Source organism: Ensifer sp. Root1252, from assembly GCF_001425885.1.
Taxonomy (GTDB): domain Bacteria; phylum Pseudomonadota; class Alphaproteobacteria; order Rhizobiales; family Rhizobiaceae; genus Ensifer; species Ensifer canadensis.
This window is the reverse complement of sequence record NZ_LMDT01000020.1, coordinates 40617-66839: the sequence shown is the minus strand read 5'-3', so window position 1 is coordinate 66839 and position 26223 is coordinate 40617. Positions and strand designations below refer to the sequence as shown.

22 protein-coding genes are annotated in these 26223 nt (G+C 59.8%); 19 read left to right on the top strand and 3 right to left on the bottom strand.

Features of this window, described 5'->3' with window-relative positions; genetic code table 11:
• The first annotated feature begins 167 nt into the window (after nucleotides 1–167).
• The 19 genes from ASD02_RS20080 to ASD02_RS19985 all read left to right on the top strand — a co-directional run bounded on the left by ASD02_RS20080 (nucleotide 168) and on the right by ASD02_RS19985 (nucleotide 23367).
• Nucleotides 168–887: an IclR family transcriptional regulator gene (locus ASD02_RS20080; RefSeq protein WP_057208256.1), complete on the top strand. Its 720-nt coding sequence runs from the start codon at nucleotides 168–170 to the stop codon at nucleotides 885–887.
• A complete protein-coding gene (locus ASD02_RS20075) occupies nucleotides 888–2624 on the top strand; it encodes a hypothetical protein (protein WP_057221034.1) in 1737 nt (578 codons plus the stop codon).
• Entirely contained in the window at nucleotides 2621–3331 is a 711-nt protein-coding gene (locus ASD02_RS20070; RefSeq protein ID WP_057221033.1) for a hypothetical protein, read from the top strand. Before ASD02_RS20075 ends, ASD02_RS20070 begins: the two co-directional genes overlap by 4 nt.
• An 11-nt stretch (nucleotides 3332–3342) precedes the next feature.
• Nucleotides 3343–4314: a dipeptidase gene (locus ASD02_RS20065; protein WP_057221042.1), complete on the top strand. Its 972-nt coding sequence runs from the start codon at nucleotides 3343–3345 to the stop codon at nucleotides 4312–4314.
• 101 nt (nucleotides 4315–4415) lie between these two features.
• Nucleotides 4416–5489, top strand: coding sequence for an extracellular solute-binding protein (locus ASD02_RS20060; protein WP_057221032.1), 1074 nt, complete (start codon nucleotides 4416–4418; stop codon nucleotides 5487–5489).
• 106 nt (nucleotides 5490–5595) lie between these two features.
• On the top strand, nucleotides 5596–6447 hold the full coding sequence (locus ASD02_RS20055; RefSeq protein WP_057221031.1) for an ABC transporter permease: 852 nt from the start codon (nucleotides 5596–5598) through the stop codon (nucleotides 6445–6447).
• Nucleotides 6444–7274 carry an ABC transporter permease gene (locus tag ASD02_RS20050; RefSeq protein ID WP_057221030.1) on the top strand — a complete coding sequence of 277 codons (831 nt, stop codon included), beginning with the start codon at nucleotides 6444–6446 and terminating at the stop codon, nucleotides 7272–7274. Before ASD02_RS20055 ends, ASD02_RS20050 begins: the two co-directional genes overlap by 4 nt.
• 15 nt (nucleotides 7275–7289) lie before the next feature.
• Nucleotides 7290–8339 carry an ABC transporter ATP-binding protein gene (locus tag ASD02_RS20045; RefSeq protein ID WP_057221029.1) on the top strand — a complete coding sequence of 350 codons (1050 nt, stop codon included), beginning with the start codon at nucleotides 7290–7292 and terminating at the stop codon, nucleotides 8337–8339.
• A gap of 38 nt (nucleotides 8340–8377) precedes the next feature.
• Nucleotides 8378–9763 carry an aspartate aminotransferase family protein gene (locus tag ASD02_RS20040; protein ID WP_057221028.1) on the top strand — a complete coding sequence of 462 codons (1386 nt, stop codon included), beginning with the start codon at nucleotides 8378–8380 and terminating at the stop codon, nucleotides 9761–9763.
• The gene (locus ASD02_RS20035) at nucleotides 9763–11238 is read left to right on the top strand and encodes an NAD-dependent succinate-semialdehyde dehydrogenase (RefSeq protein WP_057221027.1); all 1476 of its coding nucleotides are present in this window, start codon (nucleotides 9763–9765) and stop codon (nucleotides 11236–11238) included. The genes ASD02_RS20040 and ASD02_RS20035 overlap by 1 nt, the downstream gene beginning before the upstream one ends.
• Before the next feature lie 26 nt (nucleotides 11239–11264).
• A complete protein-coding gene (locus ASD02_RS20030) occupies nucleotides 11265–11651 on the top strand; it encodes a RidA family protein (RefSeq protein WP_057221026.1) in 387 nt (128 codons plus the stop codon).
• 11 nt (nucleotides 11652–11662) lie between these two features.
• Nucleotides 11663–12046 carry a RidA family protein gene (locus tag ASD02_RS20025; RefSeq protein WP_057221025.1) on the top strand — a complete coding sequence of 128 codons (384 nt, stop codon included), beginning with the start codon at nucleotides 11663–11665 and terminating at the stop codon, nucleotides 12044–12046.
• A 455-nt stretch (nucleotides 12047–12501) separates the two neighbouring features.
• Nucleotides 12502–13527 (top strand): helix-turn-helix domain-containing protein, encoded by a 1026-nt coding sequence (locus tag ASD02_RS20020; protein WP_057221024.1) that lies wholly within the window; start codon nucleotides 12502–12504, stop codon nucleotides 13525–13527.
• 282 nt (nucleotides 13528–13809) lie between these two features.
• Nucleotides 13810–14439, top strand: a complete 630-nt coding sequence (locus ASD02_RS20015) for an outer membrane protein (protein ID WP_057221023.1) — start codon at nucleotides 13810–13812, stop codon at nucleotides 14437–14439.
• 215 nt (nucleotides 14440–14654) lie between these two features.
• Nucleotides 14655–18950, top strand: a complete 4296-nt coding sequence (locus ASD02_RS20010; RefSeq protein WP_082555576.1) for a putative Ig domain-containing protein — start codon at nucleotides 14655–14657, stop codon at nucleotides 18948–18950.
• Between the two features lie 394 nt (nucleotides 18951–19344).
• Nucleotides 19345–19644: a hypothetical protein gene (locus tag ASD02_RS20005; RefSeq protein WP_156408423.1), complete on the top strand. Its 300-nt coding sequence runs from the start codon at nucleotides 19345–19347 to the stop codon at nucleotides 19642–19644.
• Nucleotides 19645–19859: 215 nt separating this feature from the next.
• The gene (locus tag ASD02_RS38340; protein WP_107028007.1) at nucleotides 19860–19985 is read left to right on the top strand and encodes an exopeptide; all 126 of its coding nucleotides are present in this window, start codon (nucleotides 19860–19862) and stop codon (nucleotides 19983–19985) included.
• An 872-nt stretch (nucleotides 19986–20857) separates the two neighbouring features.
• Entirely contained in the window at nucleotides 20858–21160 is a 303-nt protein-coding gene (locus ASD02_RS19995) for a DUF982 domain-containing protein (protein ID WP_057208218.1), read from the top strand.
• A gap of 1277 nt (nucleotides 21161–22437) precedes the next feature.
• Nucleotides 22438–23367: an MBL fold metallo-hydrolase gene (locus ASD02_RS19985; protein WP_057208214.1), complete on the top strand. Its 930-nt coding sequence runs from the start codon at nucleotides 22438–22440 to the stop codon at nucleotides 23365–23367.
• A gap of 351 nt (nucleotides 23368–23718) precedes the next feature.
• Here ASD02_RS19985 and ASD02_RS19980 read toward each other — a convergent pair whose 3' ends face one another.
• From ASD02_RS19980 to ASD02_RS19970, 3 genes are all read right to left on the bottom strand, one after another.
• Nucleotides 23719–24366 carry a hypothetical protein gene (locus tag ASD02_RS19980; RefSeq protein WP_057208212.1) on the bottom strand — a complete coding sequence of 216 codons (648 nt, stop codon included), beginning with the start codon at nucleotides 24364–24366 and terminating at the stop codon, nucleotides 23719–23721.
• A 144-nt stretch (nucleotides 24367–24510) separates the two neighbouring features.
• On the bottom strand, nucleotides 24511–25428 hold the full coding sequence (locus ASD02_RS19975) for an MBL fold metallo-hydrolase (protein WP_225906472.1): 918 nt from the start codon (nucleotides 25426–25428) through the stop codon (nucleotides 24511–24513).
• 428 nt (nucleotides 25429–25856) lie between these two features.
• Entirely contained in the window at nucleotides 25857–26222 is a 366-nt protein-coding gene (locus tag ASD02_RS19970) for a response regulator (protein WP_057208208.1), read from the bottom strand.
• Nucleotide 26223: the final 1 nt, after the last annotated feature.

The window sequence follows — 26223 nt, the reverse complement described above, 5'->3', positions numbered from 1 at the left end:
GGCATGAATTCAAACCATTAGGGCCTGGTCATTTCAGTGCGCGCGGCCGGGCGCAGATTTTTTCATCGGCCACAGGAATCCCAAGTTGACAGATATCAATCTATCGTCCAACATAAACATACACCGTCTTCTAATGTTGGACAATAGGAAAAAGAAAGAAATTTCGAATGGCAGTTCGCCCCCTTTCATCCGTGCTGAAGACACTTACTGCATTCGACTGTGTCGCGGCCGCCGCAGAGCCGATGCGCCTGGTCGACATCGCCAAGCAGCTCGGAGAAGCCCGCGGCGCTGCCCATCAGCGCCTCGTCACGCTGGTCGAGGCCGGCTGGATCGAACAGACACAGGATGGCCGCTACCGGCTGACACTGCGGGTCGTCAGCCACGCGGCCATGGCGTTGGAGCAGTCCAATCTCGGCGCACGTTTTGCGGGCGTTCTCGAGGAAATGGTGACGCAAAGCGGTGAAACGGCCTCGCTCGCAGTCCTCGATGGCAGGGATGCCGTTATCGTTCGGCGGGTGGAATCTCGTGGCGTTCTTCGCGCCGACCTCAAGGTTGGTGCGCATCTCAGGCTCGATAGGACAGCCTTCGGCCGCGTGCTCGCCTCGCACGCGCGCCCAGAAATCATTGAGCGACTGCGTGCGCAAGGCGTCAGCCTCCCGGACGATGACATGATGACGCTGGTTCGCCAGCAGGGATACGCCATTTCGGAAGTCGAAGGCCCGCGCACTGTCTCGGCGGTCGCCGCACCCATCCTAGACGCGCAGGGCGAGTGCATCGGCGCACTGGCCCTTTCGGGCCCGTTCCAAGGTTTTGATACTGAAAAATGCGCTGGGATCGTCGTTGCGGCAGCGGCGGCGAGCTCGGGGCGCATGCGAGGAGACCAATAAATGACTGCCCTTAGAAGACCTGCTCCGGCGCAGGACGCGTACCGCATTGCGCGGCTTATGCGTTCAGCCGGCGAAATGATGGCGCCTGAGCGCTTGGCCGCCATCCAGCCGTCGCGCGTCAGCGCATCGCGCGCGCTGCTCAGCCACGCAATCCGCGGTCGCTGGCAGATCCTTTGCAAGCGCTTCGAGATCGATGAGAAGGGTAACGGGGTTGCCGAATACCGCATCGATATTGGCAGCTGGCGCTTCAGCTTCCCCGTCTTCTCTTTTGAGCCCTCGCCCCATGGCCGCACCGGTCGGATCATCGGCCGGGCCTGGGACATGATGGGCGCATTGATCGAGGGCGATCTGAGCCAGGTCGATTTCGAGACCACGCGCAATGAGCTTCCCAAACTTTACGAGGGGCGCGCCACACCCGGCACGCTCATATGGTGCCGCTCCAATCGCAGCGGTCGCTTCTTCGAGAGTGCCCGCCAGGCGTTGACAGCGGGACGGCAGCCAGACGTCGCTGAACTTGCACAGACCTGCTATCTCATGCGCAACACCGGTCTCGACGGCAACGGCACGTTTGGAACGAAGAGTTTCCTTGCCTATGAAGCGGACCACCCACTGCGCTGGTCGCTCGCTGCGCAGATGCTGTGCGCCTACATGATGCGTGTCTTCGCTCAGGACCTGTTGCAGCATCTTGTCCGCCTCGGTTCGCCGCAGGCGCCGGACATGGCCAAGGACCTTCGCCGCTTCCTCGGCGTCGGCAACGGCTCGGCACTCGGCCTGATGCTATTCGTCAACAACCACCCGCGGCTGATTGAACGCTGGCTTTTCATTCGCGAAGAGGCCATTGCGCGCGCTAAGGCTGTACTCCCCGACGACGCGGGCTCACAGATCACCAAGCTGCTGACCCTCGTCGACAAGGCAATCACCTTCCGCACGCAGGATCGTGCTGCCTACGAAAACTTCACGCGTTCCGACGTGCTTGCGGAAGAATTGCAGATCATCCGGCGCGCCGTCGCCGACCTTCTGCAACGCTGGCAGGCGGGCAACCGCTTTGAGGCCGAGCCCTTCGCAGAACTTGCGGCCTCGCTTGAGGGGCGCGTCCATGCGGAAGCCATGGAAACTCTTCATTCGCTCCTGATCGAATTGGTGCCCGACGAGGCCGATGCCCTGGTCGACGGCCTGGTCATCGACGAGGAGTTGACGGGGCGACCGGAAATGCCGGTTCACCGACTGCGCGACCTGATACGCAACGATTACGCCTGGGCCTTCAAGCTTAATCTGGAGGTTCCGGCCTCCGAGCGCTACGTCTGGTACAAGTCCGTGACCGCCGAAGAACCGCGCCGCGGCCTTGCAACGGAGGTCGGTCAGAATGTCGTCAATCTCGGCCTCGACCTGCCACGTCTCGTCGTAGCACTTGACCGCGACCTCTCGGCGGCCGACCCGAACCTGAGTACAGCCCGCTTCCTGTTCGCCCATCCACAGCACAGGGCCATCGTCACCCGTGTCCAGGCCCTTGCCGGCACCAGCCTGCATTCGCCCCATGCAGACATCATGAGCGGCTCCTTCACGCCAGCTCATATCACCCGCCTTCTCAATGTCGGTATCCACGGCATCGACAAGACACGCGACTTCCTCGATCGCAACTTGCGTGGCGTTCTGTTCCATGGCGCGCCCATTCCCGAAGACATTGCTTCTGGGAGCGCCGACGAGTTGTGGTTTTATCCTGCGGAGCCAAACCTGTGAGCACGTGCCAGTTTAATCTTGCGACCTCCATGACTGTCAGCCTGCGCGAGATGCGCATGGTGTTTGAGCGCCTGCTCCAGGTCACGCGCATCGAAAGCGGGCTCGTTCCGGCCCTTCGCGATTGCGCAGTCTACTCGGCCGCCCTCGGCGGCTTTGCCCGCTTGCCCGCAACGCTTGAGACGATCAGCAAGGCCACCCCCAGCGCACTTTCACTCGAGGGATCGGATGACCCTGTCATTCACTGCGGCGGCCAACATGCCTGGCTTGCCGCCGATGCCGCCCTTGAGCTGGCGGTCGAGATCCTGAAGACCGGCGGCCGTGGCATCGTCACCGTGCGCAACGCTGCGGACATCGGCGAATTGCGGGTCATCGAGGCGCTGGCGCAGCGCTTCGGCTTGAAGGCAATAGTCGCTGTTGGCGCCGATCGCGCGACGATCGCCGTCACGCCCGCAACTGATCCCGATGACATCGCCCTGCTCGACAAGATCCGCCGCGACGGGGTCGATGTCGACGCCGCGCTCTGGTGGGAACTCTACCATCGCTCCGCAGAGGCGCTCGCACCCGACTCCTATCTTTCACGCCGCCATGCCGGACCGATCATCGTTGAGGCCGACGGCAAGGTCATCGGCCGCCAGGACGAGGACGAGACGGACTTTTCGTTGCTTCTCGCTGACGCGCCCAATAGTGCCGTTTCCGCCAAACATTGAACGGAATGACCATGATTATCGATGCTCTGCAATGCGGCCATTTCAACCGCGAATCCTTCGAAGCCCTGAAACGTGGCGGCTACAGCGCCGTCACGCCGACACTTGGCTTTTGGGAGGGGACGATGGAGTCGCTCGATTCCCTTGCTCGCTGGCGCGACATGGAACGTGAAAACGCCGACATCATCCTGATTGCCCGCACAGCCGCCGATATCGAGCGCGCCGGGCGCGAGAACAAGCTTGCGATCGTGCTCGGTTATCAGAACTCCAACCTCTTCGAAGACCGCATCGCCTATGTGGAATTCTTCGCCGAGCTCGGCGTGCGTGTCGTACAGCTCACCTACAACAACCAGAACGAACTTGGCGGCTCCTGCTACGAGGAGAATGACAGCGGTCTCGCCCGATTTGGCAGGGACGTTGTACGCGAGATGAACCGCGTCGGCATGCTCGTCGATCTTTCTCATGTCGGCGACCGCACGACGCTTGACGCCATCGAATGGTCCGAAAAACCGGTCGCCATCACCCATGCCAACGCGGCCTCGCTCTTTGCGCACAAGCGCAACAAGTCCGACAAGGTGATCAAGGCACTCGCGGAACGCGGAGGCGTCATCGGCTGCGTCGCCTACCGCAACATTACGCCCGAAAGTGCCTGCGCGAGCGTTGATGGTTGGTGCGAGATGGTGGCGCGAACGGTCGACATTGCCGGCATCGATCATGTCGGCATCGGTACCGACATTTCCCACAACCACACCCAGAGTGACTACGACTGGATGCGCAAGGGCCGCTGGACGCGCTCCATCCAGTACGGCGCCGGCTCGGCGGCAACCCCCGGTGCAGTGCCGAAGCCGGAATGGCTCTTGAGGCCGGAAAACCTTCAGGACGTGGCGCCCGCACTCAAGCGCGTCGGGTTCAACCAGCAAGAGGCAAACAAGATCCTCAGAGACAACTGGCTGCGCCTCTATGGCGAGGTCTTTCGCGCCGACTGATCGATCCGGAAACGGAATCCAACAAAAGAAGGGCCGCCGCCGGGAGGCGAGCGGCCACGAGGAACAGCAATCAACGACCGTTCGACTAAGGAGAACAACGAATGGACACGTTCAAGAAAGCATCGGCAATGCCGGTCTCGCGACGCGCCGTACTCGGTGCAGGCCTATTCGGGGCCGCAATGCTCGCATCACCTTTCGTGCGCCGTGCAAGCGCTGAAGAAAATGTACTCTATGTCAACACCTGGGGCGGCGACTGGGAAGCCTCCGTCAAGAAGTTCCTCTTCGATCCCTTTACAGCCGACACCGGTATCGAGATCCGCACGGTCTCGCCGATCTCGTTTGCCAAGCTCGCAGCGCAGAGGACGACTGGCGTCTTTGAGTTCGACGTCACCACGCTCGGTGTTGCCGACGTCGCCCGTGCAAATGCCGCCGGCCTCTTGGAAACGCTCGGCGACCACGTCGACACCTCGAAACTGTGGCAGGGCGCGATCTATGAAAACGGCCTGTCGACCCACGGCTTCGCCACGCAGCTGGCTTACAACAAGGCGAAGTATCCGGACGGGCTGAGGAGCTGGACCGATTTCTTCAATGTCGAAAAGTTCCCGGGCAACCGCAGTTTGCAGCGCCATGCCGCCCGCATTCTCGCCATCGCGCTCCTCGCCGACGGCGTCTCCCCCGACCAGCTCTTCCCCTATGATCTCGACCGTGCCTTCGCCTCGCTCGACAAGGTCAAGGACAACGTTCGCGTCTGGTGGACGGCAGGCCCGCAGGCCCGCCAGATCCTGACCGACGGCGAGGTCGACATGGCGGGCCTCTGGGACAGCGATGCTGCCGGCGCCAAGAAGGCTTCCAAGGATCCGATCGAGATCGTTTGGGATCAGGCGATCGTCGACCAGGCGTGCTGGATCGTCGCCAAGGACAGTCCGAGGGCCGAAAACGGCTTCAAGCTGATCAGCCATATCGGCCAGAATGCCGAAGGCCTCGCGAAGTTCTGCATCGCCGACCAGAATGGCCCGATGAACCCGAAGTCGTTCGATTTCATTCCGGCTGACGTGGCCAAGACCATGCCGACCTATCCAGATCACCTCGCCCGCGCTGTCATGCTCGACGGCGCCAAGCTGACGGCCCAGATCGACGAGCTGAGCAGCCGCTTCGAGAGCTGGGTCGGTCTTTGATCCAAACCTCCCGGTTCCGCAACAAGCGGAACCGGGAGGATCTGAAAACAGGTGAAACGGCATGAGGATCGGGTTTTCCCGATTAGGGTACTGAGGGAGCAGTGACATGAAACAGAGATCGTTTTCGCCCATTGCGGAGGGCCCGATACCGCTGATGGCCCCGGCAGCGGTTTTCCTTGCGGTGTTGTTCCTGGTACCGCTTGCCTATGTGGGCTGGATGAGCGTCTCGCAGCCCGCTCTTGGCCTGCAGAACTTTGGCCGTCTCCTGCATTCGGGCCTGTTTGCGTCCGTCATTTACCAGACCTTCAGGACCGCGTTCCTGGTCACGGCCCTTGCGCTTCTCTTCGCCTATCCTCTGGCCTATGCCGCCGCCAACGGATCGAAACGCTTCGCAACCTTCCTGCTGACCGTGGTCGCTCTGTCATTCTGGACGAGTTATCTCGTGCGCACCTATGCCTGGATGGTCATCCTCGGCAACCAGGGACCGGTCACAGCACTCCTTACCTGGCTCGGTTGGGATCCGGCACCCAAGCTGCTCTTCACCACCTTCAGTGCAACGCTTGCCATGACCCATGCGCTGATCCCTTTCATGACCATGTCGCTTTTCTCGGTCATGAAGCGCATCGATCCTCTCCATGTCCGCGCTGCCGAAAGCCTCGGTGCGAGCCCACTCCGGGCCTTCGTTGCGGTCTACCTACCGCTCTCGGCACCTGGCATCGTCAACGGCTGCACGCTTGTCTTTATCACCTGCCTCGGCTTCTATGTGATGCCTGTCCTGCTCGGCAGCCCGCGCGACCAGATGATCGCCGGTATCATCGGCGACCAGATCGAGCAGACGCTCGATTTCGGTCTCGGCTCGGCGATCTCCATCGTCTTGCTCGGCCTCACGCTTGCCGTCTACGCGCTTTACAACCGTTTCTTCGGTCTCGACCGGCTTTGGGCAGGAGGCGGCCGATGAACCCGTTCCTCCGCGCGCTTGCGCTCCTCATCGCCGTCTTCGTTGCCGCGCCGATGTTCATCGTCATTCCTATGTCGTTCAGCTCGGCAGCCTCGCTGACTTTCCCGCCGCCGGGTTATACGCTCGCGAACTACATCAATTTCTTCTCCGACCCGAACTGGACAGAGCCGCTGGTCAACAGCGTCATCATCGGCATCGGTACGGTCTTCGTAACGCTCAGCCTTGCGGTCCCCGCGTCTTTTGCTCTCGTGCGGCACATTTTCCTCGGACGTGGATTGTTCAATCTCTTGATCATGCTGCCAATGATCGTGCCAACCATCGTCATGGCGCTCGGGTACTACATGTATTTCGGTCAATTGCGCCTCGTGCAGAGCTACCTGGGCGTCATCCTGGCCCATAGCTGCATCGCCATGCCCATGGCGACGTTGATCCTGACCGCAGCGCTCAAAGGGTTCGACCAATCCGTCGAGCGGGCCGCGATGAGCCTGGGTGCATCACATTTCACGACGTTCCGGCTGGTCACCTTCCCGATCTTGCGTCCCGCCTTCACGGTTGCCGGCCTGTTTGCCTTTATCGCATCCTTCGATGAAGCCGTTATCGCGCTCTTCATCTCCGGCCGCGACAAGGCAACCCTGCCGCGCCAGATGTTCAATGCCGTCCGCCAGGAGGCGGATCCGACGATCTCGGCAGCCTCTTCATTCCTTTTCCTGCTTGTTCTGGCTGGCATCTCAATCTGGCTTGCACCGCAATTCCTGCGCCGCCGGTCCGGTTTCACGCGTCAGCCGCTCGAAAACGGCGCCACCAACACCGCTCCCGCGGCATCCTGATCAAGGAGCAAAGCCATGAACGCCCGTTCCCTCACACTCCGCAGCGTCAACAAGAGCTACGACGGCAAGCATATGGCGGCCGACGACGTGTCGCTCGACATCAAGGCCGGCGAATTTGTCTCCTTCCTTGGACCCTCAGGCTCCGGCAAAACAACCACACTGATGATGATTGCCGGTTTCCAGCATCCGACGAGCGGCGAAATCCGGCTCGGAGAGCGTGCCATCGACAAACTACCGCCGCACAAGCGCAACATCGGTATGGTCTTCCAGAACTACGCGCTCTTCCCGCACATGACGATTGCCGACAACGTCGCCTTCCCCTTGCGCATGCGGGGCGTGGAGAGGGCGGAGAAGGACCGCCGGTCGCGCGAGGCGCTGGCGAAGGTCGGCCTGCAGGGTTTCGAGAAACGTGTCCCCTCCGAGCTATCCGGGGGCCAGCAACAACGCGTAGCCCTTGCACGGGCGCTCGTCTTCCAGCCAGATGTTATTCTGCTCGACGAACCGCTCGGCGCACTCGACAAGGCGCTGCGCGAGCACATGCAGGTGGAGTTGAAGCGCATCCACCGCGATCTCGGCGTCACCATGGTCTATGTCACCCACGATCAGTCCGAGGCCATGACCATGTCGGACCGGATCGCCGTTTTCAACGGGGGACGCATCGAGCAGGTCGGCACTCCGAACGAAATCTATTTCGCGCCGAAGAGCCGCTTCGTCGCCTCTTTCATCGGCGACAGCAACATCATTGCCGCCACTTCGCTTGGCGGTGGCCGTTTCGAGACGCCAGTCGGCGTCGTCGACACGAAGGCTGCAGGTGGCGACCGAAACACCAAGGCCGAGCTGCTGCTGCGTCCAGAAATGATCCGTCTCGCTGTCGGGGCGGAGGCTGGGCGCCAGCCGATGAAGATCGACAGCACCATCAACTACGGCGACAACCTTCTGGTCATCGGAAAGCTCGGCAGCCAAGCGATCCGCATGCGCGTACCCGGCGTCGATGCACGAAGACTCGACGGCGCCTCGGAGTGCCACGTCACCTGGCGTAGCGAAGACGTGCACGTCATCGCCTGACAATCGCCAAGCAATTCAAGCATACCCTGGAGCCTGCCATGAACGACCGCCCAAACTCCCTCCACACCCTGGACCGGCAAAGCCTCGTCCATCCCTACACCAACCTTGCGGTTCACCAGGAGGTGGGGCCGCATGTAATCACTGGCGGCGAAGGGATCTACGTGATCGATGATGAAGGGAAGCGCTACATCGAAGGTCTCGCGGGCCTCTTCTGCGCCGGTCTCGGTTTCAGTGAGCAGCGGCTGGTGGAAGCGGCGACGCGGCAATTGAAGACAATGCCATTTTACCATTCCTTCGCCCACAAATCGACGGAACCGGGCATCCGTCTCGCCGAGAAGCTGCTTGAAATGGCTCCTGTTGCGATGTCAAAAGTCTTCTTCGCCGGCTCCGGCTCCGAGGCGAACGATACGGCGATTAAGCTTGTCTGGTATTATAACAATGCGGTCGGACGACCTGAGAAGAAGAAGATCATTTCGCGCCGCAAGGCTTACCATGGCGTAACGGTCGCCACGGCCAGCCTCACGGGCCTGCCGTTCAATCATCGCGATTTCGATCTGCCGATCGCCAATTTCCTGCACACTGACTGCCCGCACTACTGGCGGTTTGCCGAACCCGGCGAGAGCGAGGAGGACTTTGCGACCCGGCTAGTCGGCAACCTTGAGACAATGATACTTGAAGAGGGCCCGCAAACGGTGGCGGCGTTCTTCGCCGAACCGGTCATGGTGTCTGGGGGAGTGATCACACCGCCGAAGACCTATTTCGAAAAGCTCCAGGCGGTGCTGAAGAAGTACGATATCCTTCTGGTCGCAGACGAAGTCATTTGCGGTTTCGGGCGTACCGGCAACATGTTCGGGTCAGAAACCTACGGACTGAAGCCGGACATGATCAGTTGCGCAAAACAGCTTTCGGCCGCCTACATGCCGATCTCTGCGCTGATGATCAACGAGAAGATCGCGGACGTCCTCGTCGACCAGAGCCGCAAGATCGGCACCTTTTCGCACGGCTTCACCTATGGCGGTCATCCAGTCGCGGCCGCCGTCGCGCTGGAGGCACTGACGATCTACCAAGAAACCGACATCGTCTCCCACGTCCGCGCCGTCAGCTCGCGCTTCCAGGAGGGCATTCGCAAGCTTGGCGAACACCCACTGATCGGCGAGGCCCGCGGTGTTGGCCTTGTGGCCGGCCTCGAATTCGTCAAGGACAAGGGGACGAAGGAAAGCTTTCCGCCCACCTGGCAGGTCGCCAACCATGCAGGCAAGTTCGCGACCGAGCGCGGAGTCCTTACGCGCGGTCTTGGCGACATGGTGAGCCTATGCCCGGCCATGATCATTTCCGAGATGCAGATTGACGATCTCATGACCCGCATGCAGCTTGCCCTCGACGACACGCTTTCGTGGGCGCGCAGCCAAGGCTACATCGCGTGATGCCGCAGATCGCCATCTCCAACCGTCCGCCACATTGTTATGAACGGCTCGGCATGCTGATCGACGGCCGCTGGATCTATGAGACCGAGCGGCGGGACGCGGTCATCGATCCTGCCAGCGGTACGCTCATCGGCCATTTGCCCCATGCGACTGACGTCGATCTCGCGGCGGCCGTCGCCTCCGCGCAGCGTGCATTCGATAGCTGGAAAGACCGCTCGCCGCTTGACCGCGGACAGGTTCTGCGCCGCTTCGCCGAACTCGCCCGCAAGCATGCCGAAGACATCGGCCGAAGCATGGTGATGGACCAGGGAAAACCGCTTGCAGAAGCAATCGGAGAGATTCGATTCGCGGCTGACCATGCCGATTGGCACGCGGAGGAGGCGCGACGCATTTACGGTCGCCTTGTCCCTTCGCGCGATCCGCGTGTGCAACAGGTGGTCACCCGCGAGCCCGTCGGCGTCTGCATTGCCTTTACCCCCTGGAACTTCCCTTTCAGCCAGGCGCTACGCAAAGTCGTGGCGGCCCTGGCGAGCGGCTGTACGATCATTCTGAAAGGCCCGGCGGAATCGCCCTCCTCCTCGGTCGCGATCGGCCGGCTCATGCAGGAGGCGGGGCTGCCAGACGGTTGCCTCAACATTGTCTGGGGATCGTCCTCGCATATTTCCGAGACGCTGCTGGCGGCCCCTGAGGTGAAGAAGATTTCGTTTACGGGCTCTGTCGAGGTCGGCAAGCTGCTCGCTTCGCTCGCCGGCCGCCACATGAAGCGGTCGACGATGGAGCTTGGCGGCCACGCTCCCGTAATCGTCTTCGACGACGGCGATATTGAAGCTTCTGCCGACGCGCTTGCCGCCCAGAAGGTCCGCAATGCCGGGCAGGTCTGCGTCTCGCCGACCCGCTTCTACGTTCAGGCAACAGCGTATGACCGTTTCCTTGCACGCTTCGCCGACAAGGTAGCCGCAACGAAGGTTGGCAATGGCTTTGACGAAGGGGTGCAGATGGGACCGCTCTGCCACGCCCGCCGGGTGACGGCCATGGAAGGCTTCGTACAGGATGCTCGCGACCGGGGGGCCGAGATCGTGACCGGCGGCACCCGCATCGGCAATGCCGGCTTCTTCTATGCACCAACGGTCGTCGCCGGCGGCTGTGACGCTCTGCAACTGATGAAGGAGGAGCCCTTCGGTCCCGTTGCGACCGTTACACCGTTTTCTGGTTTTGAAGACGTGATCCGCCGCGCCAACAGCCTTCCTTTTGGCCTTGCTTCGTACGTGTTCACCGCTTCGAGCAGTCGAGCCCAGCACACAGCGCAAGCGCTTGCCGCCGGGATGGTCAGCATCAATCACTTCGGCCTGGCGTTACCCGAAACGCCATTCGGTGGCATCAACGACAGCGGCTATGGTAGCGAAGGCGGAGTTGAAACCTTCGACGGCTATCTCAACACGAAGTTTGTGACCCACTTCGAAGCGCGACCCGAATGAGTAGCCTTACTTCCTTGGAGAACAAAATGTTTGAAGCCATCGATACCGGATCAGACCCTTGCGACGTGCCAGTCAGCGAAGTCGTGCGTGCCGGCAACCTCGTCTGGTCGGTCCACATATCGGAGGACCCGGTGAACGGCGACCTCGTCACCGGCGACATTGAAACCCAGACGCGCCGAACACTGGGAAATCTCGACATCGCGATCCGTGCCGCAGGCGGCACACTGGCCGATGTGGTGCAGGTTCAGGTTTTCCTCACTGAAAGATCGGATGCATCCGGCATGAACAAGGTTTACGCCGAGTTCTTCAGGGAGCCCTATCCGGTACGTGCGACCGTGGTGGTGAAGGAGCTACTTACTGAAGGTCTTCGCATCGAAATCCTCGCCCACGCCGTTCTCGGCAACAATACATAAGGGAGCGGATTGTGTTTGAGAAAGTCGAAACCGGCATCGCTGCGTCAAAGGCGCCTTTGAGCGCCACGGTCAAGTCGGGCCCTATCGTGCGCTCCGCCCATATTGCGAAAAACCCGACGACGGGCGAGCTGATCACCGGCGACATCGAAACGCAGGCGCGCCAGGTGTTCCTCAATTTGCAACAGGCGCTCGAGGCGGCGGGCGGCACGCTTGCCGATGTCGTGCAGATCCAGGCCTATCTCACAGACAAGGCCGACGCAGCCGGCATGAATCGGGTCTATAGGCAGTTCTTTTCAGCGCCCTACCCGGTCCGTGCCACCGTCGTCGTCGATCTTCTTTCCGACGGAATACGTCTGGAGGTACTCGCCACCGCGGTCCTTTCGACCTCGGCCTGACGATCTTTTCCCTGTTTGCTCCAGGCCGTCCAAACGGGGCAGAAACCGCTCAGCTACGTCTGACGAGCTACTCCCAGCTGCTGCGCTGGGCGTCGACAGAGTGCTCTGCGCCCCTGCAATCGCCGCGAGATGCGTCAAGCGCCCCAGTCCACGCGCTCGGCCGGCGGCAAGACTCTTGCATGAATGACCTGAGACCCATCTTCCCTCCCGTTTCAGGAGAGGCTTGGACCCTTCATAACCAAAATGAAAACTGGCAACAGAGTCATATAACATCCGTGCCGAATGCTGACAGGGAAACTCGGCAATCAACAGGACTTGTAAGATGATCGATCTGCGACCTACAAATGGTTCTTTCCAAGACCCGTGAGACACTTGTAGGGCAATGCCGCGCAGAAACCCTAGGATGTTGATGAAGACGTGTTTTGATGCTGCTGTGGAGGGAAACTGGAAGAGCGATGACCAAAAAAGAGCACCCCACGCTTTTGTTCAAAACGGATACGCGCGCAATCCCTCTAAAGAAAGCTCTCGCATTCTGGGAAGAATCAGCCGGTTCGCTCTACGATTTCAACATTTTTCAGGCAAATGAATTTCACACCGCACATTGTACATTTCGCCTCGGAGACCTGTTGCTTACACACTGTGTAAGCGTGGCCCAAAAACTTAGTCGTTCCAACTATCGCATTGGCGCGGACGGTTACGACCATTTCGAAATACAGTTTTTCATCGATGGTCATTGGCGACGCCATGACGGTCGAGAAGAAGCTTACGCCGGGCCAGGAGACATGATCGTTCATGACGCGGCGCAGGCCCATGCGGGATCAGCAAGCGATTTCTGCAATCTTACTCTCTTCGTCCCCCGCTCACTGCTGGCCCGATTGTTGATCAACCCCGATGACCACAATATGAGAGTGCTCGCGGCTCGCGAGCCGATGGTCGGGTTGCTCCGCAACCACATCGACAGCCTTTTCCGTCTATTGCCGCAACTCGACGAGAAGCAGGCGGCGACGCTGGTAGCGCCGACGCTCGAACTTATCGCCGCCACCCTCAATGGTGTCCCGAGAGAAGATACGATGCACGGAATAGCCGGGGCGCAACTGGCAACTATCCGCCGTTATATCGACGCTCATGCACTGGATCCTGATCTGTCGCCCTTTCAGATTGCAGCACACTTCACGATTTCATTGCGCAAGCTCGCCTATCTCTTTTCAAAAGATGGCGGCGTTGCCTCCTATATTCAGGAGCGGCGCCTGGAAATGGCGCGCCGGGCACTTCGCGATCCCGCTCAGGCACACAGATCCATTGGAGAAATCGGTCTCGAACACGGTTTTACCTACGCTCACAATTTCACGCGCGCTTTTCAGCGCCTTTACGGCATCACGCCGCGCGAGGCGCGGGCGGCCGTAGCGCAAAGATACCGGATGGCAGGGATCAGCGAATCGCAAAACTGGTTCGACCGAGCGTCCCAATGGGGACGTTGGTAGTTGCCACATGCGCTCGCAGGCAACCAGCTGACTTTTGCGTAATGTGATTATTTTGAACGGTGCCATTTGCGCGCTGGGATAGATTTACGCGGCCGCTCTTTTTCATACTTACCATCAGCTCCGGAATATTGATTGTCTGGGCGCAATTGGCGCGCTGGAGGCCTTCACGCTGCCATCACCACGGGACGTCGCTGCTCGGGGACGTTAATTTACGATGGCTGCCTGCCAGTCCGGCGGACCGTCAATTCAACGATAGTTTCGCACGGAATCGGAGCCGACCACATGAGAACATTCCTTCTACCTGCCATTCTCGGGCTCACCGCATCTACGGCAATGGCTGCTGATGTCGCTCCCGAAAATAGCGCAACGTCTGTTGCTGTCGATGCGTCCACCTTTGTGTGGTCGGGAGCATATCTCGGTATTCAGGGCGGCGGTGGTTGGGCCAATGGTAAATTCTCCGGCTTCGGCATCGCCGGATCCGAAGATGCCAATGGTGGCCTCTTTGGTGGGTTCGCCGGCTATAATTATCAATTCGACAATAGGCTCATCATCGGCGTTGAAGGCGATCTCGAATACAACTGGAACGAACAGAAAATCTTCGGCGCAGATTTCGGCACCGATTGGGCAGGCTCGGTGCGGGGACGCGTTGGCTATGCCTTAGATCACGCGCTCATCTATGCCACAGCCGGTTGGGCGGCGACGCGTGGCTATGTCGATGTGCCGGGATTGGGCAAAGAGGAAGCAACGTTCAACGGCTACACGGTCGGCGCCGGTTTGGATTACGCCTTCACCAGCAACATCTTCGGCCGCGCCGAATACAGGTACAGCGACTACGGGGATAAAGACCTGCAGGGCATCAACGTCGATGTCGACCAGCAGACCGTCAAGATTGGTCTGGGCGTAAAATTCTAGTGGCGACGGAATGCTCGCTCGTTGGCTTCCAAGCATCATCAGGCTTTCAAGGCCGTCGGGTCTTGCCGGGTTGACGATCGCCGGCGTCTGAGCCGGCGGCAGGCGCCTGCCATGGTGGCGATCGTTGGTGGCGCCGGTTCGTTCCGCGGGGGGCCACTCAAGTGCATCAATGAAGGCTGCGCGTCTTCTTATTTCCCACTGAGCTTCTTGTTCGTATGATCCCCACTGAGACCTTTTTCTTTAAAAACCAAAGCCTCCATGGAGCGCGCTGGGATTCGTCACAGGCGTGGAAGACACTGAGACGCGGCTGGTCAGTATTTCTGCTTGTAACGCTCATGCTATTGTGCGGCTCGCCAGCGCAAGCCGCCCCTCCTGCTATCACGCAGCAACCCCAGGACCTGACGGTAGCGGCCGGGCAATTCGTCACGTTTTCCGTCGCGACCAGTGCTAGCGATGCGACTTATCAATGGCAGGTCAGTACCAACGGGCATGATTTCTCGACAATTCCAGGTGCCATCGAGAGTACATACACCTTCAAGCCCGTCCGCGTCAGCGAAACCGGCACACGATATCGCGTTGTAGTCAGCAAGGACGGTGAGAGCGCCTATTCAAGGCCCGCGACGTTGACGATCACAAAGGCAATTTCGATCGTCCTGGTGTACGAACTGCCGAAAGGCAGAGTTTACGGCCAGTCGGTGGAAATCAAGGCGCTCGTCATAGGGACGAGCAGCAAACCGAACGGCGAAATTGCCTTCATGGATGGAAATACAAGGATTGGCACAGTTTCGTTCGATACCAGCAATGGGGCCGCCCTCACCATCACAACCAATGAGCTTGGCTCTGGCCAGCATATCATCACCGCTGTCTATTCCGGCGACGAGAACCATGAGCCCGGCATCAGCAGTGGCGTTGTCATCGATATCGCCAAGGCCGACCAAAGCATCTATTTCGATACAGTTCCACCTAGGCAGGCGATTGTCGGTCAGACATATGATGTGACCGCTCACGCGATGCGCGTAAGCCAGAGCGTGCCTGTCGAGGTCAAGGTGGAAAGCGGCGACATATGCACTGTTTCCAACGGTGTTGTCACTTTTCTGAATGCTGGTGATTGCGTGGTGAGCGCCCAACATATGGGAGACGCCAACTTCAACGACTCGCAAAAGGCTACACAGACAGTTCCGGTGATTGCGGCGCCCGCCCAGGACCACTCGGTTTCCTGGTCATCCTACGGCCCCGGCCGTGTTATCAATGTCACCTTCAATGACGATCCCCAGACGACGATCAGTAGTCCTGTGGAAGTTTCCGAAGAGCGGATAATAGCATTCTGGAACGTCTCACCGGATGCGGGCGCGACATATCGTGAGCCCAGCGGATGCGGTATTCACGCTGTGGGCGCTGCATGGTACACCAATCCCATCACGTCGGATTGCTCGATTTCTTTCAGCTTTGAGGAAATTACCATCTCGCCTGCGGCGTTGGTCAACGCAACAATCGGCGTCGCCCTCAATCAGACGATCGCCGCGACGGGCGGCAATCTGGATTTTGTCTATACGCTGACCAGTGGCACGTTGCCCGCAGGTGTGACGCTGGCCGATACCGGCGAACTGTCGGGAACGCCGACGGAAACGGGTAGCTTCACCTTCACCGTTCAGGCGACTAACGCGCGTGCCCATTCGAAAGCGGTGACCTATACGCTTACAGTCGAAGCAGCAGCTCCGCGACCTGAGGTTATTTCGACCGGTGTGATCGGCAACCCTGCGTCCGACGCCGTCAGCGTGACGTTTGATGTCACCTTCTCCGAAGCCGTCACGGATTTTACCGGCTCCGACCTGGTGCTGACATCGACCGGCACCGCTATCGGGAGGCTGGCGTTAATCCAGACCTCGGACAACATTCATTATACCGTCCGGGTCGGCGATATATCCGGATCAGGCACCCTTCGCCTTGATGTTCTGGCAAATGCCGTCAGCAACATAGCAGGAAATAGAAATCTGGCTTTTACCCGTGGAACACCTTGGAACGTTGCTCCCTCGATGATCCTCACGCCGCCCGACGGCTCGAACCTGTCGAATGGCTTGGTCGGTGCCGCGTACAACGATGGTTCGATTTCCGCGACCGGTGGTGCCGGAACCATTACGTACAGTGCCGCCGGTCTGCCCTCCCGTCTGTCCATTGATCCTGCGACCGGTGCGATCACGGGAACGCCGACGGCCGATGGAACGTTCACCGTTGCTGTTACCGCAACCGGAGCAACCTCCGGCACGGCCAGCGTGAGTTATACCATCGTCGTCGCGGCGGCCCCACTGCCTGTATCCCTGACACCGGCCGACGGCTCTGCGTTGACCGCGGGCGTGGTCGGCACCGCGTACAACGATGGTTCGATCTCCGCGTCTGGTGGTGCCGGCACTATCACCTACGGGGCCACCGGTCTGCCATCAGGCCTGTCCATTGATCCTGAGACCGGTGAAATTACCGGAACGCCGACGGCCGCTGGGACGTTCACCCTTGCTGTTACTGCAACTGGAGCAACCTCGGGGGTCGCCGCCGCGAGCTATATCATTGTGATCGCGGCGGCCCCACTCCCTGTATCCCTGACACCGGCTGAAGGCTCTGCCTTGACCGCGGGTGTGGTCGGTGCCGCGTACAACGATGGTTCGATTTCCGCGGCCGGCGGTGCCGGCACCATCACGTTCAGCGCTACCGGGCTGCCAGCTGGCCTCATCATCGACGGGGCTTCCGGTAAGATCACTGGAACACCAACCGCAGATGGTGCCTTCCCCATTAACGTCACCGCGACCGCTGTAACCTCAGGCTCGGCTTCGGCCAGCTACACTATCGTTGTCGCTCCTGCTCCGCCACGCCTAACGGGGATTTCTCCTGCAACCGGTTCCACGAGGGGTGGAACAGCCCTCACGATCACCGGCAATCATCTCAATGGCACGACTAGCGTGATGCTCGGCCGTGTGGCAGCAACCAGCATCGCGGTTGTCAGCAATACCCAGATCACCGCCATCGCCCCGGCCAATGTCGCGGGTTCAACCGATGTTTCAGTGACGGCGCCAAGCGGTACGGCCACTTTGCCTGCCGCTTTTACCTATGTCTCACCCACCCTCACCTTCTCGCCGGCGTCAGGCTCAATTCCATCAGGGGTCGCCGGCGTCGAATACACCCGGGCTGTTTCCGTATCAGGCGGCACTGCACCCTACAGCTACTCGGCAACCGGGCTGCCGGAAGGGATGGACATCGAAGCGCGCACGGGCACGATCCACGGCTTGCCGACTACACCGGGGAACTACACCCTCGTCCTCACGGTGCGCGACCAGAACGGGCTGACCGGCACGGCGACCTACAGTCTGGCGCTTGGCGGCATTTATCGCCCCGATCCGTCGCAGGATGCGGAGGTGATCGGCCTCATCAACGCACAGGCACAGGCTGCTCAGCGTCTTGCCACCACCCAGATCAGCAATTTCAACGATCGCCTGGAGCGGCTGCATGGCGACGAGAGCCGACATGCGCAATCGCTCGATATTCGCATGGGCGTCACGCAAAACGCCGACCGGAGCGAGCGTATGAGAGCCGAGGTGGAAAGACCGGGCAACGATCCCGGCGGTCGCACCATGGGAGGGCCGCAGAAAGAACCAGGCACGGAAGCTGGGAACGCAGTGGAGCCGATAAACGCCATGTTTGGCGACACGGCCTTCTGGACTGGCGGGTTCGTCAATTTCGGGACCAGTGAAGGCGGCAACATCGATCTCGGGCACACCCTCGTCGGCGTCAGCGGCGGCGTCGATCATCGGTTTGCGCCGGACATGGTCGCCGGATTCGGTTTCGGTTACGGTCGCGACAGGACCGACATCGGTTCAAGCGCCACAACCAGCACCGGGCAGGCATTCAGCGCCGCGCTCTATGGCAGCTATCATCCCACACCGTTCTATCTCGACGGTCTGCTGGGGGTGAGCCGTCTCGACTTCGACAGCACGCGCTATGTGACCTCGACTGGCGACTTCGCCACCGGAAGCCGGGATGGTACACAATTCTTTGGATCACTGTCTGCCGGCTATGAACACAGAAACAACGGTCTGATGTTCTCACCCTACGGGAGTATCGAGGGCGCCCATACCCGCCTCGATGGCTTTACCGAGACGGGGGCAGGACCGCATAGCCTGTCCTTCGGTGATCAAACGTTCGATATGCTAGCGGGGGTTATCGGCATGCGCGCCGAACACGCAAATCCGATGGAGTGGGGTGTGCTCAACTCGCGCGGGCGGCTGGAGTACACCCACGACTTTTCTGGATCGAGCCAGGCTAGCATGGGATATTCTGATCTCGGTACCATGCCTTACGCGCTCGAGCTTGACCGTTACATACGCGATTACCTGACGGTCGGGCTTGGCATCGACGCCAAGTTCAACAACGACATGACGCTCAGTTTCGACTATCGCACTGCTTTCGGCTTCGACGGCAATGCGCAGAACCACACATTCGGCGTTCGTATCGGTGGCAACTTCTAGGGCAACGACCTGACGGGCGGCGACGGGCTACGGCGTTAATCAGTTCGGTTTACCCTTGATCCGACTGATCTTGCTGTAATCGCCGCCGCGATTGGTGAGAGCCGACGGTGCGAAAGCTCGCAAGGCATTTGAGAAGGCTCTTCCTTCGAGGCAATCCGCGACGGCGCTTCGGCATAGACGGCAGTCTCGGCGCGGACGACTCGACTACGAAGAGTGCCAAAATGTTCTTCGACTCATCGTTGGCGATGTTGAGTGCCTGACTCGCCAACTGTTCCTGGACCGGAGCGCTTTCCAGCGCGCGGAGACATCGTTCATGTCAGGATCGACCAGACGGCCGACGCCTTGATGATAGTTTTCATCATAGCCGCCACGAAATCAGTCTGCGGTTCGACCTGTGATCCAAGTTGAAGCTTCCAGTAATACTGATTTCGAGAAAATTGAAAGTTTGCACGCTCCCGATATTGTCGCTGGATCGGAAGGCCAGCGCTTAATGGAGGCACCAATGGCCGACGATGATGAGCGCCTGCTGGTGGAGCTAAACGCCCAGGCGCAAGCAGCCGACGAGCACCGAGACATTCTCCCAAACCTCCGGGCTCTCGCGCTGGCCCTTGCCGCAAAGTACCGCACCGCTCCCCCGATGAAATTGAACGTCAGGCAAACATGTGGCGCGCGCCGCCTGCACTGGAGAGAATGAGGACTGGTTGCAGGCCTGGGCACGGACCCGGTTCTTCGTGGTCATGGGCCACGCGGCTTACCGTTTGTCCTGCCTGCGGAAATTGTTAGGGGATTCATCCACCTCTCGGCGCGAGGTAAAGGTCACCACTACTATGGCGCTGGATCTGGAAGCGGACGCCCTGCTCTGATCACGCTCTGCCACGAATTGCTCGCATTCTGAGCCTGAAGTGAGCGATGGACAAATCCGGCCTCATCTTCATCGTGCTGCTCTGCATTCTCGTGGGGATCGTGCTTGGCATCATGGCGTTTGAACCGGAATTCGGATCAGAAACAGCGCCGACACCACCAATCACCCGCTAAACTAGGTGGTGCGCCTTCAAGCTAAATCTAAAACGCGAGAACGAGCAGCGAACATCCACAGGACATACCGCATGTCTAAGCTCAATTAGCTCGTCCGGAGTAGGAACAAATTGAGATCAATTCCCATGAAAAAAGGCCGGGGCGAAACCGCACCGACCTTCCTCATCATCGCTTGCCAACCAGTGCCAGTACATCCGTGGTCAAAAGTCTAAAGCGACGAGGCATTTGCGAGCGGCGAATCATTCAGCGCTCATAGCAATGCCAACGACGAGGTATATAGGAGGCCAATGTGTTGGAAACAAGTCGCTAACCACCTGGAGGCGTCGCGGATCGCGGAACGGTCGAAATACGACACCTGCCGTATGTCGCCGTCTCCGCAATAGTCCTAGGCCAAAGTCTCCCGCAATCCTTGGCGGGAGGTTCGAACCTAGGAGACTACCGATGAAGATCATGATTACAGCTGTGGCATCCCTCGCTTTTGCCTCAGGCCCGGCGAGTTTTCCCTCTAATCTACGTCCGCAATAAACTGGCTAGTATAGTTTTCCATTCGGCCGTCTCGTCGAAGCCGGCGAACGGGGCGGGCTTTCGAGGAGCGTTCGCCGCGGGCCGCTGGCAAACGGGTGGGCCGAGGCGATCATGGTCCATCTTCATGTTGATGAGGCTCGTCTTCCTTGATGTTCAAAGCGTCAGGGATGGTGATTGCGTCGGGACCGTATTTGGCGTAGGCGCCAAGGAGGGTCTGGCGGCACTGACGGCGAGATTTGGCGAAAAAACGCGCTAGACCTCTTGAACTGGCGCGGCGTCGAAAATAAATTTTCGTCGAGCGCAAAGCGCTTTCCTTGTTGAAAAACAATCAGTTCAGTGAGGTAGAAATGCAAACGAAGATGTTTGATCGACCAGTTTACCTGAGTGAAAGGAAGGACCTGGTCATCGAGATTACCAACCTGGCCGACGCGATCGACTTCCTTGAGGAGTGGTCCGAAGGAGATCAGGATGTTATCCACGATGCGACCTTGAAGACGTGCTACCTGGCTCACGACGGGCTGAAGCCCATCAGTGTCGCGCGCGATACGCTCTGTGCGTTTGCGAAGAAGAAGGGGATTCTTGTTGAAGCGCCCGCGGTTCTGCCGTGGATGCTCAAGGGAACGTCTGGGGGTGGCCGCGTATCTCCGTGACATGACCATAAAGAGGGGCTGCGATGGCGGCCTCTCTGGTCCCACCGGCACGGATGGGAAAGATTTCTCATGCTGGTTCTTCGTCAGGTTTATGGGCGCGCTTTCGCTACGCGCGAACCGCGACATCCGCGTAATCCGGGTTGAGCTCGACTAGGATACTGCGCAAGATGCTTGCCGAGCGTATGGCGGTGGACGACGCAATATGAGCCCGACGGCACCTTGGCATGGCCTCAATGCGAGCCCGACGCACATGGTGTGGCCATCGAGCATGAAGCGGGGTCGGCGCTCATGCCTCGCCTCCCTGCTTGCGGAACAAAAACGGCGCGGTATCAGTTGCCCTCCTGAGGAGGAGTCCATCGTGAGCACGAAACCTACTGAACCAATTCCGATGCCCGGCCCGGCAGGCCTGACGCCCTCGGAGCCCCAGGTTGTTACCGTCCCAGGCCCCAGAGACCCGAAAAGGCCCGAGGAAGTTCCACCAGATACTCCGCCCGATTCGCTGCCCGACCCAGATCGCCCAATTGAGGAGCCGGGACCTGATGATGTCCCGGAAGAAGCGCCCGACATTACCCCAGTACCGGGCGAGGAAATTCCGGCGAAGATGAGCGATTGAACTGATCATGCCAGTATCTCCGCGGTTTGGCAGCGCGGTCAGGGACCGATTGCAGCGGTCACGAAGACGGGTGATCACTGCGGCTGTGTAGCTTCAGCCGTTGTCCGACATGTTCATGCTAGACTTGAGACAGAAGACTTCGAGTTCGGCTATCGCTTCGCGCAGGGGTCGATGACCGTGATTTGGGTTGCCTCGCGACTCGACGAGTTGCTGGCAGTTCGCCGCGACGGTGGCTGCCGGAAACAGGGGGAATAGAGTTGCCCACGCCGAAGACCTGAACGAGAACGGGCATCCGTCGGCATTGAGCCGCCGCGTTATCTCCGGAGCAGTCCTTCCGCGCCGACGATTGATCGTCCGTATCGATCCTCAAAAAACGAATCTTCCTAGGTCCGTTTTCCTACATCGCTGGTCACCCGCGTTCTCGTATCGACATCCATCAACATGCACGAGGAGGCGAGACTACGCCGCGGTTCCGCTCCGGTTCCGGTCGGAAGATTATGAGATTTCGGACGCAAACCAGGAGACCTGGCTGTGTTCCTTGAGTCCGGGCGGGATGAGCGTGACCGCCCCATACTCATGTGTAGGTCGACTGCTAAAACGCTCCAAACTAGATTCCCTGATGTAGCCCGACCGGCACGTATGAATTGCGAAAACAGGAGCGCATATGTCGAAAGCAGAAATCAGCCCCCGAAAAATCATCCAGCAGGAAAGACCGACGCCGGACGAACTGGTTCCGTCACGCTACGCGGTTCAGGTGGGTGAGATCGAAGTGGTGGTTATCAGCGATGGGATGCTGACACCTCCAGCCGAGTCAATGGCCACCAATGCCAACCCAGCCGAACGTGGAGCGTGGCTAGACGAAAGGTTTCTATCGAAGGAAGCCTTTGACTGGGCGTTGAACGCCGTGGTGGTACGTAGCGGCGACCAGACGATTCTCATCGACAGCGGTATCGGCGAAGAGTACCCCGACTTCCCCCGAGCCGGACAGTTTGGCCATCGTCTGGAAGCCGCCGGCGTCGATCTTGAATCCGTGACCGACGTTGTATTGACGCACATGCACTTCGACCATGTTGGCGGGCTGCTCGTCGAAGGCGTGAAAGAGAGGATGCGTGCAGATCTGCGCGTCCATGTGTCCGCGGCAGAAGCCAAATTCTGGAAGTCACCCGATTTCTCGCTTACGGCCATGCCACCGGCACTTGCGGATCTGGCACGCAAGGCGTCGCTCGAGTTCATGGACATGTTCGGCAGTCATTTGCGCACCTTTGATGAGCAGTCCGAGGTGGCGCCGGGGGTGGTTGTCGCACGCACCGGCGGCCACACCCCAGGGCATAGCGTGGTCCGGATCTCGTCTCGCGGCGAACGGCTTATGTTCGGGGGCGACGCCCTATTCCCGGTTTCCTTCGACCATCCTGAGTGGCATAACGGCTTTGAACACGACCCAGAGGAAGCAACCCGCGTCCGGCTCCGTCTTATGAAAGAGCTGGCGGAAACCGGATCTTGGCTGGTGTCGACGCACATGCCGTTCCCGTCGGTCGGTCGTGTGGCAGCCGCCGGCGACCTTTATCGCTGGGTCCCGGCTTGGTGGGACTACTGATCCCTACGGCGATTAGGATCCGACCTAAGGCGTTGGGTTGACTGACCGGTGGATCCTAGGGCGGTATGGCCCTCGATCCACCGGTCAATCGAAACGAGAACATTTGGAGCCTATCCTGCGCGACCCTTCACGCTAAACGGCTGTGCACGAAGGATGAAGGTGGCCACGCCGCTTTGCCCCGTAAAGCCGACGCACTCCAAGATTTTCCTGTCGTCCGATCTGTGGTGGCGACTACTCAAACGTGCGGAGAAGCAGGAGACGAGAGGCCACATCAACTCTGGGCCTTTGAGGCGCCTGCTACGCCCCTGCCGGTTTTTAGCATCGGCATCAATGATAGCCGATATCGCTGCATCATTCAGCGAAGGGGGCTTCGGCGATGAGATCGACCGAGGAAGGGACACTGTAACCGGGAACCAGGCGCTCGCCGAAATCCCGGACAAAATTGTCGTAGGTGGTTTCGGGCTGCGTTTTGGCGATGTGGCAAAAACATGCGGTCATTTTTTTCTTCATCCCAAGCCGGGGAAACTCGGCAATGATCGCCCGCACTTCGGACGAGGGAATGAGGCTGTATTTGAGGCCCACAACATCAAAGCAGATTCCTGCCGTGCAAAGTGCGATCTCCGCTTCCTTGTAGAGCCCGATCGAGGGGGTCGAGTTGAGGGCGACGCTGTCCCAGATCAGCTGGGCACGCCGTCCATCGAGTCCGGCTTCCGTCGCGAACTTTCGAGCCAGATCGGCGGCTTCCACTTCGAAACGGCGGGGCCCTGCAAATCGCTCATTCAGGGTGATATCATGCAACAGCGTGCCGACTGCGAGCACCTCGGCGTCGTGCGTTATGTTCTGCAGCTCGGCGATCTTTGCGGCAAACAGCCAGGATCGCATGACGTGATTGAAGAGATAGGGCTCACAAGCCTCCCGCGCATAATCGATCGCTCGGCCGACGAGCGGCGTTCCCGGAACCGAAGTGCCGGCGACGATGCGTGCTTCCATGGCAATCATGTCACAACCTCTTCCTGACTGCTGCAGGGCAAAAAATTGGGGAGAGCGCGGCGCATCAGCACCGTGCCGCGAAGAACCGCACGCGATCTCCAAGGATGTCCGATCGCATGCGGTCGCTTGATTGGCGGCTAGGTCAATATTCGGTTAATAGTCCCAGAAAACCGGCACCCAACGAAAGGCGTCGCCGTCAACCGCAACGTGCCCGACCGACGGGAACGGCATATGAGTAGCTACCAGCAGTTCCCCAGTCGCCGCCAGCTCTCGCAAAAGCCGGACCCTAACACGGGCAGCTTCCTCAGGATCGTGCTCGAAGCCGTTGAACCAGTCGGGGTGCTCGAAGCCAACCGCGAACACGGCGTCGCCGGCGAACATCAGCCGGTCGTTCCCGGACGCAACGCGGACCACGCTGTGCCCGGGGGTATGGCCGCCGGTGCGAGAGACGACGACGCCCGGAGCCACCTGGTGTTCCTCATCGAACAGCCGCAGCTGGTCATGGTATTCCTTGGCGAACCGTTTGGCGGCCGCACGAAGTGCATCCGGAAAGCCGGCAGGCATGTTGACATGCGTGAAATCGGGCGCCTCCCAGAACTTAACCTCGGCGGCGGCAACGTGAATGCGCAGGTCCGGACGCAACCGATCCTTGACGCCTTCGACGAGCAGCCCGCCAACGTGGTCCATATGCATGTGGGTCAGTACGACATCGGTCACGGACCCGAGGTCGATGCCGGCACTCTCAAGTCTCTTCACCAATTGCCCGGCCCGCGGCAGGTTCAATTCCGGATCCAGCCCCAGACCGGCGTCGATAAGGATCACCTGCACGCCGCTGCGCACCACCACCGCGTTCAGCGCCCAGTCGAAAGCTTCCTGCGGCAGGAACATATTGTCCAGCCATGCGGCGCGTTCCGTCGGGTCGGCATTGTGTCCCAACATCGCGGTTGGAAGGGGTAGCACTCCATCGCTGATCACCAGCACTTCAATTTCGCCGACCTTCACCGCGTAGCGCGATGGAACCAATTCTTCGGTTGCCGATCGGCCGCCACGTAGGGTGTTATCCAAGCTCATGATTGTCTCCTCCTGCCCCATCGTACGGGGATTTGCTTCTGCCTGCGTCATGATGCGCTCCTGTTCTGCGGGGTTGGAACGTGCCGGGCACGGCCCATGCGGCTGAGTGTATTGGGGGGCATCTGAGCAGTCGATTGGGGTCAAGGGAGAGGATAGGCTACACTAGAGAATAGGGTAGGCTGGCTTGTTCGTTTACGAACGCGAGGATTCAGTGTTGCTTGAGCTGGCATTTAAAAGGGCGTCCCGAAAATAGGGCGTGATTGCGATTGATCAAAACAGACGGCCGCGTTGAGCGTGTTGCGCTCCCACGCGAAACTCTGCGACCGGCGATGTAAACAGACATTTGCGCCCCCTCCACCCGGTTGGTTGTTTGATAAGACAGTCGCGATGCCCGGGCGGACGGAGCTATGCCAAAGCGTGGATTCTGATCAGCACTGTCGATCGTCCAGGGCATCGCGAACGGCCGCAAGCAGGGTGTGCCCTGCAAAAGGCTTTCGCAAAAACCCGTCAATGCAGCGTGCGCGGTCCTGATCGGCGATTTCATGGCGCCCCGTGATCAGGAATACCGGCAGTTGCGGGTTCTGCTGCCGGGCAAGATCTCGGAGTTCGAATCCATCAGTACCGGGCATCCCGATATCGGTAATCAACACGTCAACGCCCTTAAGCCCGGAAGCGAGCAACGCCTCGCCCGAGAGGAAGCTGCGGGTTTCGTATCCCGCCGATTCCAGGAGTTCCGCCAATGAAGCAAGCACGCTCGGGTCGTCGTCGACGAGCGCTACCACAGACTTGTTCATA

Coding starts and splice junctions, on each gene's coding strand:
- ASD02_RS20050 (WP_057221030.1), top strand. CDS start 6,444: ATGAACCCGTTCCTCCGCGCGCTTGCGCTCCTCATCGCCGTCTTCGTT.
- ASD02_RS19980 (WP_057208212.1), bottom strand. CDS start 24,366: ATGATTGCCATGGAAGCACGCATCGTCGCCGGCACTTCGGTTCCGGGA.
- ASD02_RS20015 (WP_057221023.1), top strand. CDS start 13,810: ATGAGAACATTCCTTCTACCTGCCATTCTCGGGCTCACCGCATCTACG.
- ASD02_RS20010 (WP_082555576.1), top strand. CDS start 14,655: ATGATCCCCACTGAGACCTTTTTCTTTAAAAACCAAAGCCTCCATGGA.
- ASD02_RS19985 (WP_057208214.1), top strand. CDS start 22,438: ATGTCGAAAGCAGAAATCAGCCCCCGAAAAATCATCCAGCAGGAAAGA.
- ASD02_RS20080 (WP_057208256.1), top strand. CDS start 168: ATGGCAGTTCGCCCCCTTTCATCCGTGCTGAAGACACTTACTGCATTC.
- ASD02_RS19970 (WP_057208208.1), bottom strand. CDS start 26,222: ATGAACAAGTCTGTGGTAGCGCTCGTCGACGACGACCCGAGCGTGCTT.
- ASD02_RS38340 (WP_107028007.1), top strand. CDS start 19,860: ATGGACAAATCCGGCCTCATCTTCATCGTGCTGCTCTGCATTCTCGTG.
- ASD02_RS20035 (WP_057221027.1), top strand. CDS start 9,763: ATGCCGCAGATCGCCATCTCCAACCGTCCGCCACATTGTTATGAACGG.
- ASD02_RS20060 (WP_057221032.1), top strand. CDS start 4,416: ATGGACACGTTCAAGAAAGCATCGGCAATGCCGGTCTCGCGACGCGCC.
- ASD02_RS20030 (WP_057221026.1), top strand. CDS start 11,265: ATGTTTGAAGCCATCGATACCGGATCAGACCCTTGCGACGTGCCAGTC.
- ASD02_RS20075 (WP_057221034.1), top strand. CDS start 888: ATGACTGCCCTTAGAAGACCTGCTCCGGCGCAGGACGCGTACCGCATT.
- ASD02_RS20055 (WP_057221031.1), top strand. CDS start 5,596: ATGAAACAGAGATCGTTTTCGCCCATTGCGGAGGGCCCGATACCGCTG.
- ASD02_RS19995 (WP_057208218.1), top strand. CDS start 20,858: ATGCAAACGAAGATGTTTGATCGACCAGTTTACCTGAGTGAAAGGAAG.
- ASD02_RS20065 (WP_057221042.1), top strand. CDS start 3,343: ATGATTATCGATGCTCTGCAATGCGGCCATTTCAACCGCGAATCCTTC.
- ASD02_RS19975 (WP_225906472.1), bottom strand. CDS start 25,428: ATGAGCTTGGATAACACCCTACGTGGCGGCCGATCGGCAACCGAAGAA.
- ASD02_RS20045 (WP_057221029.1), top strand. CDS start 7,290: ATGAACGCCCGTTCCCTCACACTCCGCAGCGTCAACAAGAGCTACGAC.
- ASD02_RS20040 (WP_057221028.1), top strand. CDS start 8,378: ATGAACGACCGCCCAAACTCCCTCCACACCCTGGACCGGCAAAGCCTC.
- ASD02_RS20020 (WP_057221024.1), top strand. CDS start 12,502: ATGACCAAAAAAGAGCACCCCACGCTTTTGTTCAAAACGGATACGCGC.